Raw genomic sequence first — 15,604 nt, forward strand, 5'->3', positions numbered from 1 at the left:
CCTCAAAGACCTAGCATGCGCCGATTGGCAGCATCATCTGTTCCGCCAGCGGCAAAATCGTCAAACGCCTTTTCAGTTACGCGAATAATATGCGCCCGAACGAATTCGGCTCCCTCTCGTGCACCATCTTCCGGATGTTTCAGCGCACATTCCCACTCAACAACCGCCCAGCCATCAAAATCATTGGCAGCCATTTTGGAGAAAACTGCACCAAAATCGACTTGGCCATCGCCCAGCGAACGGAAGCGCCCGGCACGATCGACCCAGCTTTGATACCCGCCATAGACGCCCTGTCGACCAGTGGGGTTAAATTCCGCGTCCTTGACGTGGAACATCTTGATGCGATCTTTGTAAATGTCGATATTGTCGAGATAATCCAGGCATTGCAGCACATAATGCGAGGGATCATAGAGCATATTGGCACGCGGATGGTTTTTCACCCGCTCAAGAAACATTTCAAAACTTATGCCATCATGCAAATCTTCGCCCGGATGAATTTCATAGCAAATATCAACGCCATGCTCATCCGCATGATCAAGGATCGGCGACCAGCGGCGCGCCAATTCATCAAAAGCCGTTTCCACCAGACCAGCAGGACGCTGCGGCCAAGGGTAAACATAGGGCCATGCCAACGCGCCCGAGAAAGTCGCATGCGCGCCAATGCCCATATTGTGTGAGGCGCGGATCGCCATTTTTACCTGCTCAACCGCCCAAGCCTGCCGCGCTTTGGGGTTGCCGCGCACTTCCGGCACTGCAAATCCATCAAAGGCCTCATCATAAGCAGGGTGAACAGCCACAAGCTGGCCTTGCAAATGGGTGGAAAGCTCTGTGACTTCCACGCCATTTTCGCGCGCTATTCCCTTAAATTCGTCACAATAATCCTTGGATTCGGCGGCTTTTTTCAAATCAATAAGCTGACTTGCCCATGAGGGTACCTGCACCCCGATATATCCTTTTTCAGCAGCCCATTTTGTAATGCTGTCCCAGCTATTAAACGGTGCTTCATCGCCCGCAAACTGCCCAAGAAAAATGGCCGGACCCTTGATCGTTTTCATTAAATCTTCTCCTGCATTCGGTGGGTACGCCCGCCCCTCAAGGAGCGGGCGCTAAAATCAGAACGGAGAGTCGGGGAAGTAAAACTGCTCCGCATTATCCTTAGTGATCAGCGTGGCATCGAGAATATATTCTCCGCTTACCGGAACCTGATCATAGAAATGAGCTGCTGCAAGTTGCATTGCCGTTGCCACCATTGCGGGCGGATAAAGCACATCAACCGGCACCATCTTGTCGCCATCCATGACCAGTTTGATCATGTCTTTAGAGCCAGCACCGGCAACGATATATTGAATATCGTCGCGGTTTGCCTGCTTGATTGCTTCAAGCACACCAACAGCCATGTCATCATCCTGACACCAGACCACATCGATTTTCGGATATTTGGTCAGGAAGTCCTGCATGACACGGAAGGCATCGTCACGGTTCCAATTGCCATATTGGCGATCAAGAATTTTGACATTGGAGCCTTTAATCCCCTCGTCAAAACCATCCTGACGCTGTTGATCAATCGGGATCGGCAGGCCGCGAATAACGACCACTTCTGCATCCGGTGTGGTTGCTGCGATATATTCACCTGCCACTCGACCAAGTGCAGGATTGTTACCAGCAACATAAAGATCGCGGATCGAATTGTCGTTGACGCTCGGTGCCCGATCAACCAGTGCTACGAAAGTGCCTTTGTCTTTGACTTCCCTAATCGCATTGACCAGCGGATCAGGATCGGTCGGCAGAACGACCAGACCATCAAGCCCTTGAACAGAAAGATCCTGCAACGCATTGGCCTGATTGGCGGCGTCGGGCGATGTTTTCACGATCACTTTAAGGCCCGGATATTCATCTTGAAGAAGTTTGGCCACGCGCTCCGCATGATAGACAACGCCCGCTGTCCAACCATGGTCAGCAGCAGGAATTGAAACACCAATCGTTACTTCCTTTTCCGCCCGTTGTGCATTAGCCGCACCGGTGAAAGCCATCGCCCCTGCTGCCAATGCGGCAAAAGCAATGCTTGATAATCTTTTACGCATAGTTTCCTCCCAATAACGGGGCTTTCATTCCTCTTGAGCCGGAACCGCCCCTTCAGTTCCGTCAATTTTACCTCCCTAGAGCAATCAGATGTCGGTATCGCTCTAAGTCCTATTTTCGCCCGCATGATCCTTACGCAAACCGTGAGATTTTTGTAGGAATGCGCTATCGCCGCGATAGTGATCTTTGCACCAACATGGCAATAATGATGATTGCGCCTTGAATGGCCCCAATCAGATATTCGCTGATAAAATTGGAAAGCAGCATGATATTGCTGACAATTTCCAAAATAAATGCGCCGCAAAGCGTGCCCCAGACACGCCCCACCCCGCCGCGCAAGGCAGTTCCACCGACGACAACCGCAGTGATTGCTTGCAATTCCCACAGCATGCCGGTGGTCGCTGACGTAGAGCCAAGGCGCGGGACATAAAGCAATACAGCTGCAGCCACGCAAAGCCCCTGGATTACATAGGCAATCGTGCGCACTTTTTTGACCGAAATACCGGAATAGCGCGCAACGTCTTCGCTTGAGCCCACCGCGATCACATGGCGCCCATAGCGTGTGCGATAAAGGATAAATGCCGCAATGGCCGCAAGCGTGAAAATAGCGATCACCGGTACAGGAATCCCCATCACCGAGCCGAAATAGGCAGGCCGATAGATCGACTGAATTTCCGGATTACGCAAAGTAATGGCCCCACCCTGTGAGAGCCAGGTGGTCAAACCACGATATATACCCATTGTGCCAAGTGTGGCGATGAAGGGTTCTATTCCGCCTATAGTGGTGATTAACCCATTGGCCAGCCCGCAAGCTGCACCCACAACCACTGCGAGCAGCATGGCGGCGATCAACATCATCACCGGATCGGCTATAACCCCACTATTCATGAATAAAATCATGATGCTGCCGACAAATGCCGCCATTGAGCCAACAGAAAGATCAAGGCCACCCGATGAAATGACATAGGTGGCACCCAGCGCGATGATCGCAATGAATGCGCTTCGCGTTGCGACATTGAGTAAATTATCAACGCTTAGAAAATTAGGATTTGCCAGAGTACCGAGAATAAGCAGCAAAAACAGCGCGACGAATGGTGCAATCGCGCGCAAATCCCAGTCTTTGGACGTTTTAAGCGTCTCTTTTTTTTCGGTGGCACTATGTGTCATCGATTCCCCTTTATTTATGCCGCTGCATCATGGCTGACCCCCGTCGCCAATACGACAATATCATTTTCTGTCATGCGCTCGCCGCTGACTTCACCGACAATCCGCCCTTCCCGCATGACGATGATACGGTCACAAATGCCGATAAGCTCGGGCATTTCAGAGGAAACCACGATGATAGATCGTCCCTCATCTGCAAGTTTGGCGATGAATTGATAAATCTGTTCCTTAGTGCCAACGTCGATGCCACGTGTCGGCTCGTCAATGATAATGATTGACGGATCCAGCATCATCATCTTAGCGAGCAGTAATTTTTGCTGATTACCACCGGAGAGCTGACCAGCAAGAATATCCTTGCGGCCGGTGCGAATATCAAACTCGCGAATTGTTTCATCCAGCGCCTGACTTTCTTTTTGTGTGTCAATCTGAAAAGCGCGTATGAATTTTTTGATCGAGGCCAGGGTGAGATTTATGCCCATATCTTTGGATAGCAACAAGCCTTTGCCTTTGCGGTCCTCGCTCAAATAAGCAATGCCCGCAGAAAGACTATCCTGTGCATTACGGAAATGCGCAGATTTACCATTATGTCGAATATTGCCCTTGCCCGGTCTGACACCGACGATGCTTTCCATCAATTCGGTCCGCCCAGCGCCCACAAGCCCGGCAAAGCCGAGAATTTCACCCTTATTCAAATGGAAAGCCGCATCCCGCACAAAGCCGGGTACATTATAAGCAGAGACTTCAAGAACAGCTTGCTGGCCTTCATTGGCTTTACGGTCGGGATAAAGTTTCGCAACATCGCGCCCAACCATCAGACGGGCCATATCAGCAGGTTCGAGTTCGCTTGCCAAATGGGAAGAAACGAGATTTCCATCCCGCAACACCGTTACCCGATCCGATATCTGTTTCACTTCCGGCAGGCGATGCGAAATATACAGAACCGCAATGCCTTTGGAGCGTATATGATCAATGACTTTCAGCAGCGCTTCCGTTTCGTGTGGTGTCAGAGAAGCGGTTGGCTCGTCAAAAATCACCACTCGGTGCGGCACAAGCAAAACCCGTGCAATCTGCACTAATTGTTGCTGTGCAATCGATAGGCCTCCCACCACTGCGTCCGGGTCAATATCAGCACCAAGATCACGAATAGCTTTGCGAGCGCCTTCACGCATGGACTTGTCATCAACGACCAATCCATTGGTAATTTCTCGCCCGAGATAAATATTCTGCGCCACGGTTAGATCGGGAGCGAGAAGAATTTCCTGATGCACCAGCACAATGCCATGTGCCTCGGCTGCTACCGGCCCAGAGAAACTTACCAGCTGTCCATCAATATAAATTTCACCAGAACTCGGCCGTTCATTGCCGGCTAATAGTTTCATCAAGCTGGATTTGCCAGCACCATTCTCACCGATGATCGCGTGAACCTCGCCACCACGGACGGTCAGATTGATGTTGCGCAAAACTTCGACAGGGCCGAAAGATTTGGACAGCGCTGTCGCTTCGAGCTGAATTGGTTCGTTGCTGAGCGAGGTCGCAATCATTGGCCCGCACCGTCGCTACGAAAATGCGTATAGCAAAAGCATTCCGACCGGTTCGCAAAGCGTCTTGCCGGACTTTTCGCGATCGTTTTTGAATGCATTGATAACTCCTCCCAAAGCTACGCAATAAACCTTAGCGATCGTTTTGAGGTACGTAAAGCAATTTCTCAATTCTGTGCGTTTCTTATGCTTTGAAAGCTTGCCTATCGTGCAAAAGGTCTAAATTGGCCGAGGCCCTATTGATTGAGACCTTATTGGTTGAGATTGGGGATCACCTCCAGTTGCGTTGCAGGAAATTTACCAATTTGCAGGTCAGAACAGACAGGCAGATCTTTCGTCAGATCAGGTGCTTGTTTGGCGCCGAGCATCAATGATTGCACAGAAAACGCTCCGTTCTGGGCCTTTTCGATAAGAATACGAAGATAGCCGCTGGTTGAACGAATATGTTCATAGCGCTGTAGCAAATAAGAGATGACGATTGCGGTCTGGAATTTCCCTAGATTTTGTAGAGCAAGCTCATAGAGTTTCGTATCAATTCCTATGAAACAGCGTATCCGTGATGTAACTTCCGACAGATCCCGCCAATTTTTAATCGGCTTGGGAGCATAGGTTTCAACTTCTGGATAGGTTTGCAGGATGTGCTCGATTGTTATGAGCCTATCTCGTTTTGACGATTTATGCTTTTCAAGCGGATTCGTTTCCTTTTCTGCAAAATCTGCAAAATTATATTCAGAAATAGAATCTGGTTTTGATTCATTTAGCTGCCGCTCAATATGAGATGCATTGGCGCTCATTTTTTGAGATTTTTCATTATTTTTCAATAGCTTATCTATAGAAAAGTGAATTTCCATTAAATCCGCAATCAAGCGCTTTAGCTCGTCCTGCTCAGCACGACGCGGAATAGCATCTACTATGGATCGGAACGAAGCTTTAAGCTGTATCCACTCACCGGGCAGATTTTCTTCAATTCCATATTGCAATAGTTTAGAAATATCCCGACGTAACAGCGTAAGCTGCTCGCGCAATTCACGCAAAGCAAGTTTCTCAGCTTTTACTTGCTCTGCTGCGGCTTCAATCTCAGTTGCTCTCGTCAGCAAAGGGGCCAGAGAAAAACCAAATGCAATGCGTAATTCGCCGCTTTTGCTCCGACGTGCATAACGTTTACCATTGGGGCTATCTTGTCGTGTGATCAAACCCGCTTCGACCAGCGCCGCAAGATGCCGACGTAAAGTAGCATCCGCCATGCCATGCGCTCGCAAGGAGAGTTGCTTATTGGATGGAAACACCACAAGCGGCACATGTGTGCTTAGATTGTTTTCAGGATGGAAGGAGAGCAGCGCGGAAAGGACCGCAAGAGTACGATCGCTCAGGCCAATAATGCTCTTGCCTTCACACAGCCAACGATAAAGCTGCCACTTATCTATGGCGATATCTTTGGCTGATTTCCTTGTTTTCTGATGGGCTGCCATCAAGGCGTGCGTCATCCTTTGACTGCCAAATGGCGTCAATCCAATATGAGACTGCATTTTTCTTTCACCTTTTTCTGGGCAAAAGAAATCCACCCGCCAAAATGACGCTGATTATACTTGACACTGATTCGTGGATTTGCGATTCTCTAGCTGCTAAACCAATGAGAAGGGCTTCCACGCGGCAACGTTTGGGGGCCTTTTTCTTTTGCTTTTTTCCTCTTCAAGCTTTGCAGATGACCATCACCTGCTTCTTTTGGCTTTATACTCGATCCTCAAAAGACGGGGATAAGTTTCCCTCATCTGAACGCTTACTCACTCCTCGTCCTCTTTAAATGACGCATAAAGCGTATCCAGATTACGAGAAATCCATTGAGCAAAACGCGGCCCATTGGCAGATCCTATTGCCATGGTCGCAGTTCGGCTGGTTTGTTTAAAACTGATATTTACGCTTTTATCGGGAGCCACCCAGCTGGTCCCGGATTTTGCGGCAGACCTGGTCACCGGTCGTCTCTGTCGGCTGCCTTTGAGCTCCGTATAAAGCAATTCAAATCGCTGTGGGGATGAAGCTTCCCGGAAAACATCGCTCTCTGTGAGTTCTCTGGCCTCGTCTGCATTACCGGGTCTCTCTATGAGCTTGCGCAATTCCAACCAGCGATCACGACCCACCCCCTTGGCGGGCCCTATTGCCAGAAGCAAATCTTCCGGAATGCCACGTGGAATGGTCAGCATCTTTGAGAGAGTCTGATAATCGATCGTCAGCGCGGCCTGAATGGCTTCGCGCTCATAGCCGAGCTTCTCAAGCCGAGCAGCAAACAGTGCACGCTCAATAAAGCTTAGATTTGAACGCGCGGAGTTTTCCTGTCCTTGGCTGAGAATATGTTCTAGATCAGCTAGCGGTTTTACAACGGCCCGAACTTTTATACCAAGTTCCTGAGCAACACGAACCCGCCGGTGACCAAATACGATCATATATCGTCCGCTGGTCTGCGGATGGGGGCGAACTAAAATAGGGCTATCCTGCCCTCTTTCCCGAATGGCGGCTAATAGCTGTTGGTAATCATCATCATTTTTATCCGGCAAACGATCTGTGATGAATGAAGCATCCAGATCCGCCGGATCAAGTTCAATGATGGTTTCGCCTTCAAGCTGCTGAGAAGCCTGTCTCGCCAGCTCATCAATAGAGGCAGATAGGGATTTCGCGGCACCGAAACGACGTGACACAGCTTCACCGGGAGCGGGCATTTTATCCCCTGCCTCCGGCTTCATCACGCTTTTAAAGATATTCTTCCGTGCCATTTTAAGTCCTCAAACCAGCTATTGCGCTGATTTCATTCCAGAATTTACGTTTTAGACTGCCGTCTACCTTCCCCAGGCTGCATGTATCAGCCCTCTGATTTCAGTATTCACTGCCTCCATTGCGTCCATAGCGCGGTCATAGGTGGCGCGGTTCATTGATGAACGCTCAATTTCATAGAGAGTTTGTTTGGTCAGACCAGCGTCGGAAATAGCGGTCGATTTAAGCATGGGATTTTGCAGCATATGCGATGCGAGCATGCTTTGCATAAAGCCCATCATCTGTGCTTGCGGAATATCCGTCGGCTCATAACGGGTGACCAAATAGCGGAACCAATCAAGATGAACCGCTCCGCCGGCTTGACGAACCGTCTTAAGAATATCACCGAGCATGAGCAGAAATTGCGACATGGACATGAGATCCAACATCTGCGGATGAACGGTGATCAAAACGGAAGTGGTTGCGGATAATGCAGTTAGAGTGAGATAGCCCAATTGCGGCGGACAATCGATCACCACCACATCATAATCCGCATCAACCTCTGCAAGAACGCGCGCAATGCGGTTCCAAAAACTACGGCCCTCGCCGCCATTCTGCATCGCAAGCGGCGTATCATATTCATATTCCTGCAATTCCAACATTGCAGGGATAATGTCGAGACCTGGAAAATTCGTACGGCGAATTACATCACGGATCGGCTTGCGCTGGTCGTCATAGCGTATGGCCTCATAAAGCGATGGATATTCATCAAGCTCCGGCTGAATGCCATGCAGCGCGGAAAGCGACGCTTGCGGGTCGAGATCAATTGCCAGAACTCTATGACCAGTCAAAGCCAGATGTTGCGCTAAATGGGCAGCCGTAGTTGTCTTGCCAGATCCGCCCTTAAAATTGACCACGCCAATGACCTGGAGCTTTTCATCTCCTCTTCGATGCGGAACGTAGCGCTTAACATCGGCTCGACCATTTTGGTCGAGCCAATGGCGCAATTCCTGTATTTGCTCAATTGTATAAGCGCGACGACCGCCCGAAAGAATGATCGGCTCAACCCCCTTGCCTTCGAGGTGGAGCTTCTTCAAATTGCTCGGTGACACACCAAGGAAGTAAGCCGCTTCGGCCATAGAAAATTGTCGCAAGTTTTTGCGAGCATCTGGCGGAAAATTTTCATGGCGCAGCAAATTGAGCTTGTGAGATATTTCTCTCCCTTGCATCAATATAGTGTCGTCAAACGACATCGCTGCTGGCTGACTTACGCTATTCATCGGTATAGGACCCCTAATGACGGCATTAAACGAAATACCGTCCGAATACCGTCATTATGTCCGATTCTTATTTTGTCGCAAGGGGTATGGTTAATAAAGGGTTGTCGCTCCGGAAATCAATGCACCGGGCCGGGGAGGGGAACTCGAGTGACTATCTCTTATCTAATTGATTTATATGATAAAAAACAGAAATAGACTGCCGTCTACAGCTTTCTTCTTTTAGATGGTTTTGGTGTCAACAGGTTTTATAAAGGCATTGGCGAGGCTTTTTACTCCGGTGCGAGAGAATCAGTGGTTGTCTGTTAAAATAAGAAAGCGACAGAGCTTTGGAAGTAATACCGGGCTTGGAACAGTAGGTTCATAGGGATATCACCGGACAACCGCTTCGAAGAAATTAGTGAGCGGAAGCAGTGACACTGTCAGCCGCAGGTCCAATTGTGCTGACGCAAAGATTGATCACTGTATGGAGCTATGAAGCCTCGGCGAGTTTTTTATTCGTTCCACTGGCATAATGCAGTATTAAAGTGATGTAGTCGCTTTTGAGACAAAACTATTGAGGGGGCTTCCGGGGTAGGGCAGGCGCCGAGAAATATCATTCTTCGGCTGGACTTTCTTAACGAATTTCGGTTATAAAGATATATCTCACCTGCCGAATGCAAAGGCTCATATCGAGCGGCTTTCCAGAGTAAAATTCCAAACTACATGCTGCCGATGTAGCTAAACAAAAGTCTGTGTTTTGTTTAGTTGAGCGCAAAATCTTGCGTGGATTTGCATAGTTCCCGTGTTTCCCTAAAGGTGGGCCACAGACCCTGAAAGTCCAGTAAGGTCGCCCGATTCTGCTGACAAGCTTTCATGCTTTTTCGGCTATGTTAATGCCTATGGATTATTAGCTCGGTCAGGTCGATATCCCTTTCGGTCAGTTTAAATAGGTCCGGTTTGTCCAGGGCTAATGAATAGACAACGGAGCCCGGACCCGGTTTTTACCTCAGCTCTGCGTTGTGCCAACGCTTTTTCGCTTCTCTCTCGCGCGATGCTTTTGTCTCGTCTCCTATCGGAGAGGGCGGAACTAAGCGTTGCCTTCTTTTGATCCCCGTTCACGAGCTGTTTTCTGCAGGGTCAGTCCCACTGGCAGGGTTTTCAGTATTTTTCTTGGCAAGAGAAAATAAGATCAAATTGCATTCCCGCTATTTTTCAAAGGAAATTTTATGTCCAGTGGCAGCACTTATTCTCAAAGCTCCAGCAATTTTTCGGACTCGATGCATGGAGGTGTTGATCAGCGAACGGGCGTATATACTGCCTCGCTCATGATCGCTCATCTTAAAGCCAACGGAGGGGCCGGGCCCTCGCTACCGTTGTCCCTTAGCTACGACCCGTCGAATAATATCAATATGGGTTTTGGTAATGGTTGGGGCATGGCTTGGCCGCGTTATCAACAATCCGACGGCACAGTCGTATTCGCCATGGGCGATAAATATCAGTCCAGGACGTTAAGTGGCGAGATCAGCCTAGCAGATCAAAAGATCGTCAATGCTAAAGCTTCCTACAACAGTGCCGAATTTGGTGGTCAAGGGTATCAATTTCAGCAACGCAAGGGCGAAATTTACGTGCTTGATCAGATGGCCCAATATGGACACTGGGTTCCATCAAGAATTATTGGCGCGCATGGTCTCGGGGTAACATTAGCTTGGGATGGTACTGGGCGGCTGCTTAGCATCTCAGATGAAGTGCCTGACGAAACCGGGCAGTGCCCTGTTTTGGTCAGCTTCGATTATAATGGAGATTCCGGGGGAACGATCACCCTTTGGCCGGACACTAACGTGGAACGGAAGATCAGTCTCATCTGTAGAAATGGGTATTTGGAAACCGTGCAAGTTGCAGACCTGCAATGGAACATGACCTACGACCACACTATTCAGTCGTTCGGAAATTTTCCGCTATCTGAGCTTGAATTTCCTAGCGGCTCTAAAGAAACCGTTTTTTACACCAATGACGGAGAGGGCCATAAGTTTCCCAGCTGTGCACCGCAAAGAAACGCTAGCGTCCCCTACGTCGCTCGCTATAAAAAGCAAGTTAACGGGATCAAAACTGATCGTATCATAACTTATAAATTTTCCGATGAGAATTATCTCGGCTTCAATAGTGATATGTCTCAATGGGAAAGTGATAAGGATAATCTGTACGACGTTGAAGATAGTTATAGATATAGTTCAACTGTCACACGCACCGACGATGATGGTACGAAAGTAGTTACTACCAACGTTTATAATAAATTCCATTTGCTCGTCACGCAGACGACTAAAAAGAACAACAATACCAGCATAACTAATCACACATATGCCTTGGAACGCGGTGGCTTTAAGGCCCAGCCAGCTCACTTTCAATCTCCTATAAAAACAGAATCGACTTTTACCGACGAAACCGGTACGCAATCATATTCCACCAAGAATGAATATGATGAACACGCAAACAAGATCCGGACGGTATATCCTGACGGCACCGTGGAAGCCTGGGAGTATTATCCAGCGGACGGCAGTGATCCCGATTGCCCCGCAGCACATCTTGGCGTGAAAACATACCTTAAATCACATACCATCACTCCTCCAAGCCGACCGGATGCGCCACAGGCACCGATCCGCAAAACCGTAAGTAAATATTCGCCAATCTATTGGAATGAAACACAGGCGAGATATGGGATTGTTCCCTCTAGGGGCGAAACCTATTCTGACGATGTATTAGTTCGTAGCTCGGACGTAGAATATTACTTTTCGCCGAAGAATTATTTCCACGGTATGGTAAAGTCCCACGTCACTACAGTTTATGACGAAGATCAGAACGGATATCCTACTAAAGTTTCTATGAAATATGCCATTAAGGACGGCGAGATTTCCATTAATACTACTACAAAAAGCTATGATAATCTTTCTCACAACACTGAAGCTATTAGCTGTGCCTACACAGGCAGTGCGTTACGACGAAAGAATACGCTAGGCAATGTAGAAACGTTTAGTTACGATTCAATCGGACGTATTCTTTCACACACTATTTGCGCAGACGGCCAGCGTTATGAACATACGAAAAAGTTTGCTTACAATTTGGAAACTCTAGATGACAATAATAGTTATCGCACGGTAACCATTACCAATCCACAGAAGGTCGTTTCCAAACAAATTATGAATGGTGAAGGAAACCTCTTGAGCGAAACCACACAGGTAGGTGGTTTAGAGCAGAAGCTGCTTGAGCGCAATTTCGATAATCGGGGCCGCCTGACATCGGTTATGATGATGGACTATCTTGGTCCTGATGGGATCAGTTTAGAGAATGGCGATATAACGCCGATTGAGCAGTCAGATTCGGTCGTCTCTAATTTAAGAACGCTGTCCTATGACGATTGGGAGCAACAAGATCAATACAAGCTTCAAAGTGGCGCGCAAGTTGTTCAGAAATACAATCCGATTGACATAAGTACTGTTCAACGTATTGGGGAGGAAGGAGTTAACGGCACGCGGCTTACTTCATTTGACGATGCTTATCATCCTCGTCATATTCAAATGGTGGATGAACAGGGCAATGTTAAAGCAAAAGAGACTGTTATCTATGACGGTGCATCGCGGCTCTCCTCTCACACTAATGCCCTCGGACAGACTACAAAATTTGTTTATGACAGATTTGATCGACTTACCCAGACGACCTATCCGGACGGGATGGTCGAAACCAGGGAATACTTTCCTCATCGCAGCGATAATCAGATAGCTTCGATTACAGTCAATGGGACAATTATTGCTAGCCAGACTGTCGACGGTTTCGGAAGGGTGCTTAGTCGAACGGTCGGGGGAAGAAATTATACCTTCGCCTATCAAAACGACTCAGCAAGCAAACCATCGAAGGTTACTCTTCCAGACGGAAAGGTCCTTACATATGATCGCATTCCTCAGCTGGGAGAGGCTCCTCGTAGGGTTACTGCCTCGGACGGGAGTTATCGGACGTTTGCGTATGATCCTCTAACAGCACTGCCCACTAGGATCGCTCAGTCCACGCCGAACGGTGACAGGGACGCACTTGTTATTACGCTGACTTATACGCCTCGCGGCAAAGTAAAAACCAGAACTGTTCAAGATAGGATCGATAATACTAGCCGACTTTTCTCATATGAATACTCAATCGGCGGCGCTCTGCTGAGTTACACGGATATTAACGGAACCACCAATATTACCTATGACCAGTTTGGACGTAAAGCATCGATTAAAAACGCCCGAACAAAGACTACGTTCAGTTACGGACCAAATAATATGCTCACCGGGTGGGAAACCGACAATGATGGAAGTATAAACTCCGTAGAGATCGCATATGATGTCTTTAATCGTGTCGTCAACCGTACAATCTATGATCAACAAGCAGGTTTGGAACTGTCAATAGATATCGAATATGATGATATTAACAGAATAAATAAGAAGACTACCACGAGCGACAGTATTGGTATCGATCTTGTCGAAAACTATACATATGATGAAGGGGGGAGGTTAAGTACGGTTACTTATAGTGGTGACGGAGGCCCGAGCAACAGTTCAGGTACCCCGCTAGAGTCGATTAAATATGCTTATGACGAATTTGGCAACCTTACCAAGAAAAGTGAATCGCCTGGCTCTTCCGTCGAATATTTTTATGAAAATAGCGAAGCCCCCTATCAACTTACCTCGACGAGTAACGGAGAAAGTCTTTCTTACGACAGGGCTGGCAGGCTCCTGAAAACCAGTTCCGGGACCTATACTTATGATACGTTTGGTCAAATCGCATCTTACACGACGGCTAATGGTGATTTTGCGACCTATCAATATGATGGCAACGGTAGACTTCGTTCGCAGACTGTCAACAAGCAAGAAAAAAGAGAGTTTTACTATTTAAACGGCAAAGTCGTAACCGAGATCCTGTCCAATGGGGACAAGGAAGTCCCGATAGCGCGCACATATCATCAACAATACCCGATAACCCAATATTGGGGTTCCGACTTCGTCACATTGTTTGGCTGTGATCACGGCGGCTCTGTTGTCACTGTAAGTAAAGGCGGACAAACCACGTCGACGCTTTACTCCCCCTTCGGAGAGCAGGAGCAAACTCCGGGTGAATATTTGCCAGGCTTTGATGGGGAGATCGCGGATAGCCTCAGCGGGCATTACCACCTTGGGCAGGGATATCGTACATATATTCCATCACTCATGCACTTTAACAAGCCAGACTCAGCAAGTCCATTTGGTGCGGGCGGTTTGAGTTGGTACGGCTATGTAAACAATGATCCGATTAACAATGCTGACCCAACTGGGCACTATAGTAGCGGAAAGGCAGCGTCCACTGGAGCCATAGTGAAGGCCGTCGTATTGGGGATTGTTGCTGTTGGAGTTGCAGCCTATTTCGGACTGCCATTAATTGCTGATTTGGTGACTGCAGGTGCGGCGGCTAGCACCGCGACGATGGCTATGGGAGGATTGGCCATGCTCAGTGTCGCGGGCGCAGTTGCTTCAGCGGGTTTGCAAGTAGCTTCTGTCGTTGAGGCTCCAAAAAACCCGAAAAAGTCAGCAGAGCTAAGCGAATGGGGAATGGGTTTGGGCATCCTATCTGCCGTAGCGGGATTTGGTCTCTCAAAACTTGCACCTAAATTGATCGATGGGGTAGCCGAAGCGGGCGCAGGAGCAGGAGGACGTGGGCTGGCGGCCTCTGACAAGTTAGAAGAAGAAGCGGCCAAACTTCCTATCTGGGCCGGAATCTTCCCAAACGCAAATTGTAAATAATAATTTTTCGATGACCAAGACGCTGAATCAAAACTTTTATTATGAGGGAAGCTCTATGTCCTCAACGTTCAGCGAAAGCGATTTTGATGACGCAGTGAGTGTCAGATCGGGGTTCAGTAGCATAAGCAGTCGTTTAGGAGACGCGACAATGGAGGAAGCCAGCACCAGCAGTGTTAGTGAAGGCAGTGGCCCGGTTACACCAGTACCGCCAGCGCCTACGCCACCGCCGACCCCCCCGATACATACTGCAGACTTATTTAGCGATGCGTCTCAATCTGCTTCTTCTTCTGTAAGATCCTCAACGACAAGTCTGGCATCTGAAGCAACGGAGGGAACCTCATCCTCTGAGAGTTTACCGTCGTCGCCGGCTTCTGAAGTTGTCGAACGGCCTTCATTTTCCGACGAATTGCGGGAAAAGGTAGAGGAAAGGAAAACGCGCTTGAATTTGGATTAATAAATCCCGGCGAGGCGGTTTTGCCTCGTTTTTTATAAAAACAATTTGAAAACTAAATCTTATTTTTAAGGATAATAAAAATGAGTAGCGATACATATCAATTAGGCAACTGGGCCACTACGTTAGGTGCCACGATATCAACCCTTACACCTGACGGTAGTAAGTTCGATGAAATCAGTGCAAATGTTTTTGGCAATGAACGGCATAATGCCATTATCCAGGTAAAACTTAGGCTCGGCGATGATAAAGGCAAAGAAATACCCAAGAATAACCCGATCTCGCTTACTGCTGTGAAACGCTCAATTACGTTAGGAAACTATGATGATACGAATGGTTTTATAGCGCTTGGCGGCGGGGCTATGACTGGGTGGAAAGTACATGATAGTCCAAGCGTGTTTCTTTGTCCCCCTCAACAAAGCGAGGGACCTTTGCCAACTATCAGCCCTAGTATCTACAAAGATTATGTGGATGGTGGAGTGCCCCCGTTTCACCGGACAGATCGGCTAGTTTGATTTAGCCCTGATGAACTGCCGAGGGGAAGCCATCTTGAGCGCGGAATGAGGATGT

The 15,604-nt window shown here is 48.3% G+C and carries 8 protein-coding genes and 1 pseudogene; 2 read left to right on the plus strand and 7 right to left on the minus strand.

The window, feature by feature from the left end; all coding sequences use genetic code 11:
• Positions 1 to 2: 2 nt before the first annotated feature.
• The 7 genes and pseudogenes from C7374_RS12875 to repA all read right to left on the minus strand — a co-directional run bounded on the left by C7374_RS12875 (position 3) and on the right by repA (position 8,803).
• Positions 3 to 1,055 carry a sugar phosphate isomerase/epimerase family protein gene (locus C7374_RS12875; RefSeq protein ID WP_111576034.1) on the minus strand — a complete coding sequence of 351 codons (1,053 nt, stop codon included), beginning with the start codon at positions 1,053 to 1,055 and terminating at the stop codon, positions 3 to 5.
• A 57-nt stretch (positions 1,056 to 1,112) separates the two neighbouring features.
• Complete coding sequence (locus tag C7374_RS12880; protein WP_111576035.1) at positions 1,113 to 2,081, minus strand: substrate-binding domain-containing protein; 969 nt, start codon at positions 2,079 to 2,081, stop codon at positions 1,113 to 1,115.
• Between the two features lie 163 nt (positions 2,082 to 2,244).
• On the minus strand, positions 2,245 to 3,246 hold the full coding sequence (locus C7374_RS12885) for an ABC transporter permease (RefSeq protein ID WP_111576036.1): 1,002 nt from the start codon (positions 3,244 to 3,246) through the stop codon (positions 2,245 to 2,247).
• Positions 3,247 to 3,260: 14 nt separating this feature from the next.
• Entirely contained in the window at positions 3,261 to 4,784 is a 1,524-nt protein-coding gene (locus C7374_RS12890; protein WP_111576037.1) for a sugar ABC transporter ATP-binding protein, read from the minus strand.
• A 353-nt stretch (positions 4,785 to 5,137) separates the two neighbouring features.
• Positions 5,138 to 6,307, minus strand: a pseudogene (gene repC / locus C7374_RS12895) (plasmid replication protein RepC); the annotation flags it as partial.
• 255 nt (positions 6,308 to 6,562) lie between these two features.
• On the minus strand, positions 6,563 to 7,546 hold the full coding sequence (repB, locus tag C7374_RS12900) for a plasmid partitioning protein RepB (RefSeq protein WP_245412665.1): 984 nt from the start codon (positions 7,544 to 7,546) through the stop codon (positions 6,563 to 6,565).
• Positions 7,547 to 7,609: 63 nt separating this feature from the next.
• On the minus strand, positions 7,610 to 8,803 hold the full coding sequence (gene repA / locus C7374_RS12905) for a plasmid partitioning protein RepA (RefSeq protein ID WP_111576039.1): 1,194 nt from the start codon (positions 8,801 to 8,803) through the stop codon (positions 7,610 to 7,612).
• A gap of 1,205 nt (positions 8,804 to 10,008) precedes the next feature.
• On the opposite strand from repA, the gene C7374_RS12910 reads away from it, so the two are divergent.
• Positions 10,009 to 14,583, plus strand: a complete 4,575-nt coding sequence (locus tag C7374_RS12910) for an RHS repeat domain-containing protein (RefSeq protein ID WP_111576040.1) — start codon at positions 10,009 to 10,011, stop codon at positions 14,581 to 14,583.
• 534 nt (positions 14,584 to 15,117) lie between these two features.
• Positions 15,118 to 15,549 (plus strand): hypothetical protein, encoded by a 432-nt coding sequence (locus C7374_RS12915; RefSeq protein ID WP_111576041.1) that lies wholly within the window; start codon positions 15,118 to 15,120, stop codon positions 15,547 to 15,549.
• Positions 15,550 to 15,604: the final 55 nt, after the last annotated feature.

This window comes from Falsochrobactrum ovis, assembly GCF_003259955.1.
In the GTDB taxonomy this organism is placed as follows: Bacteria; Pseudomonadota; Alphaproteobacteria; order Rhizobiales; family Rhizobiaceae; genus Brucella; species Brucella ovis_A.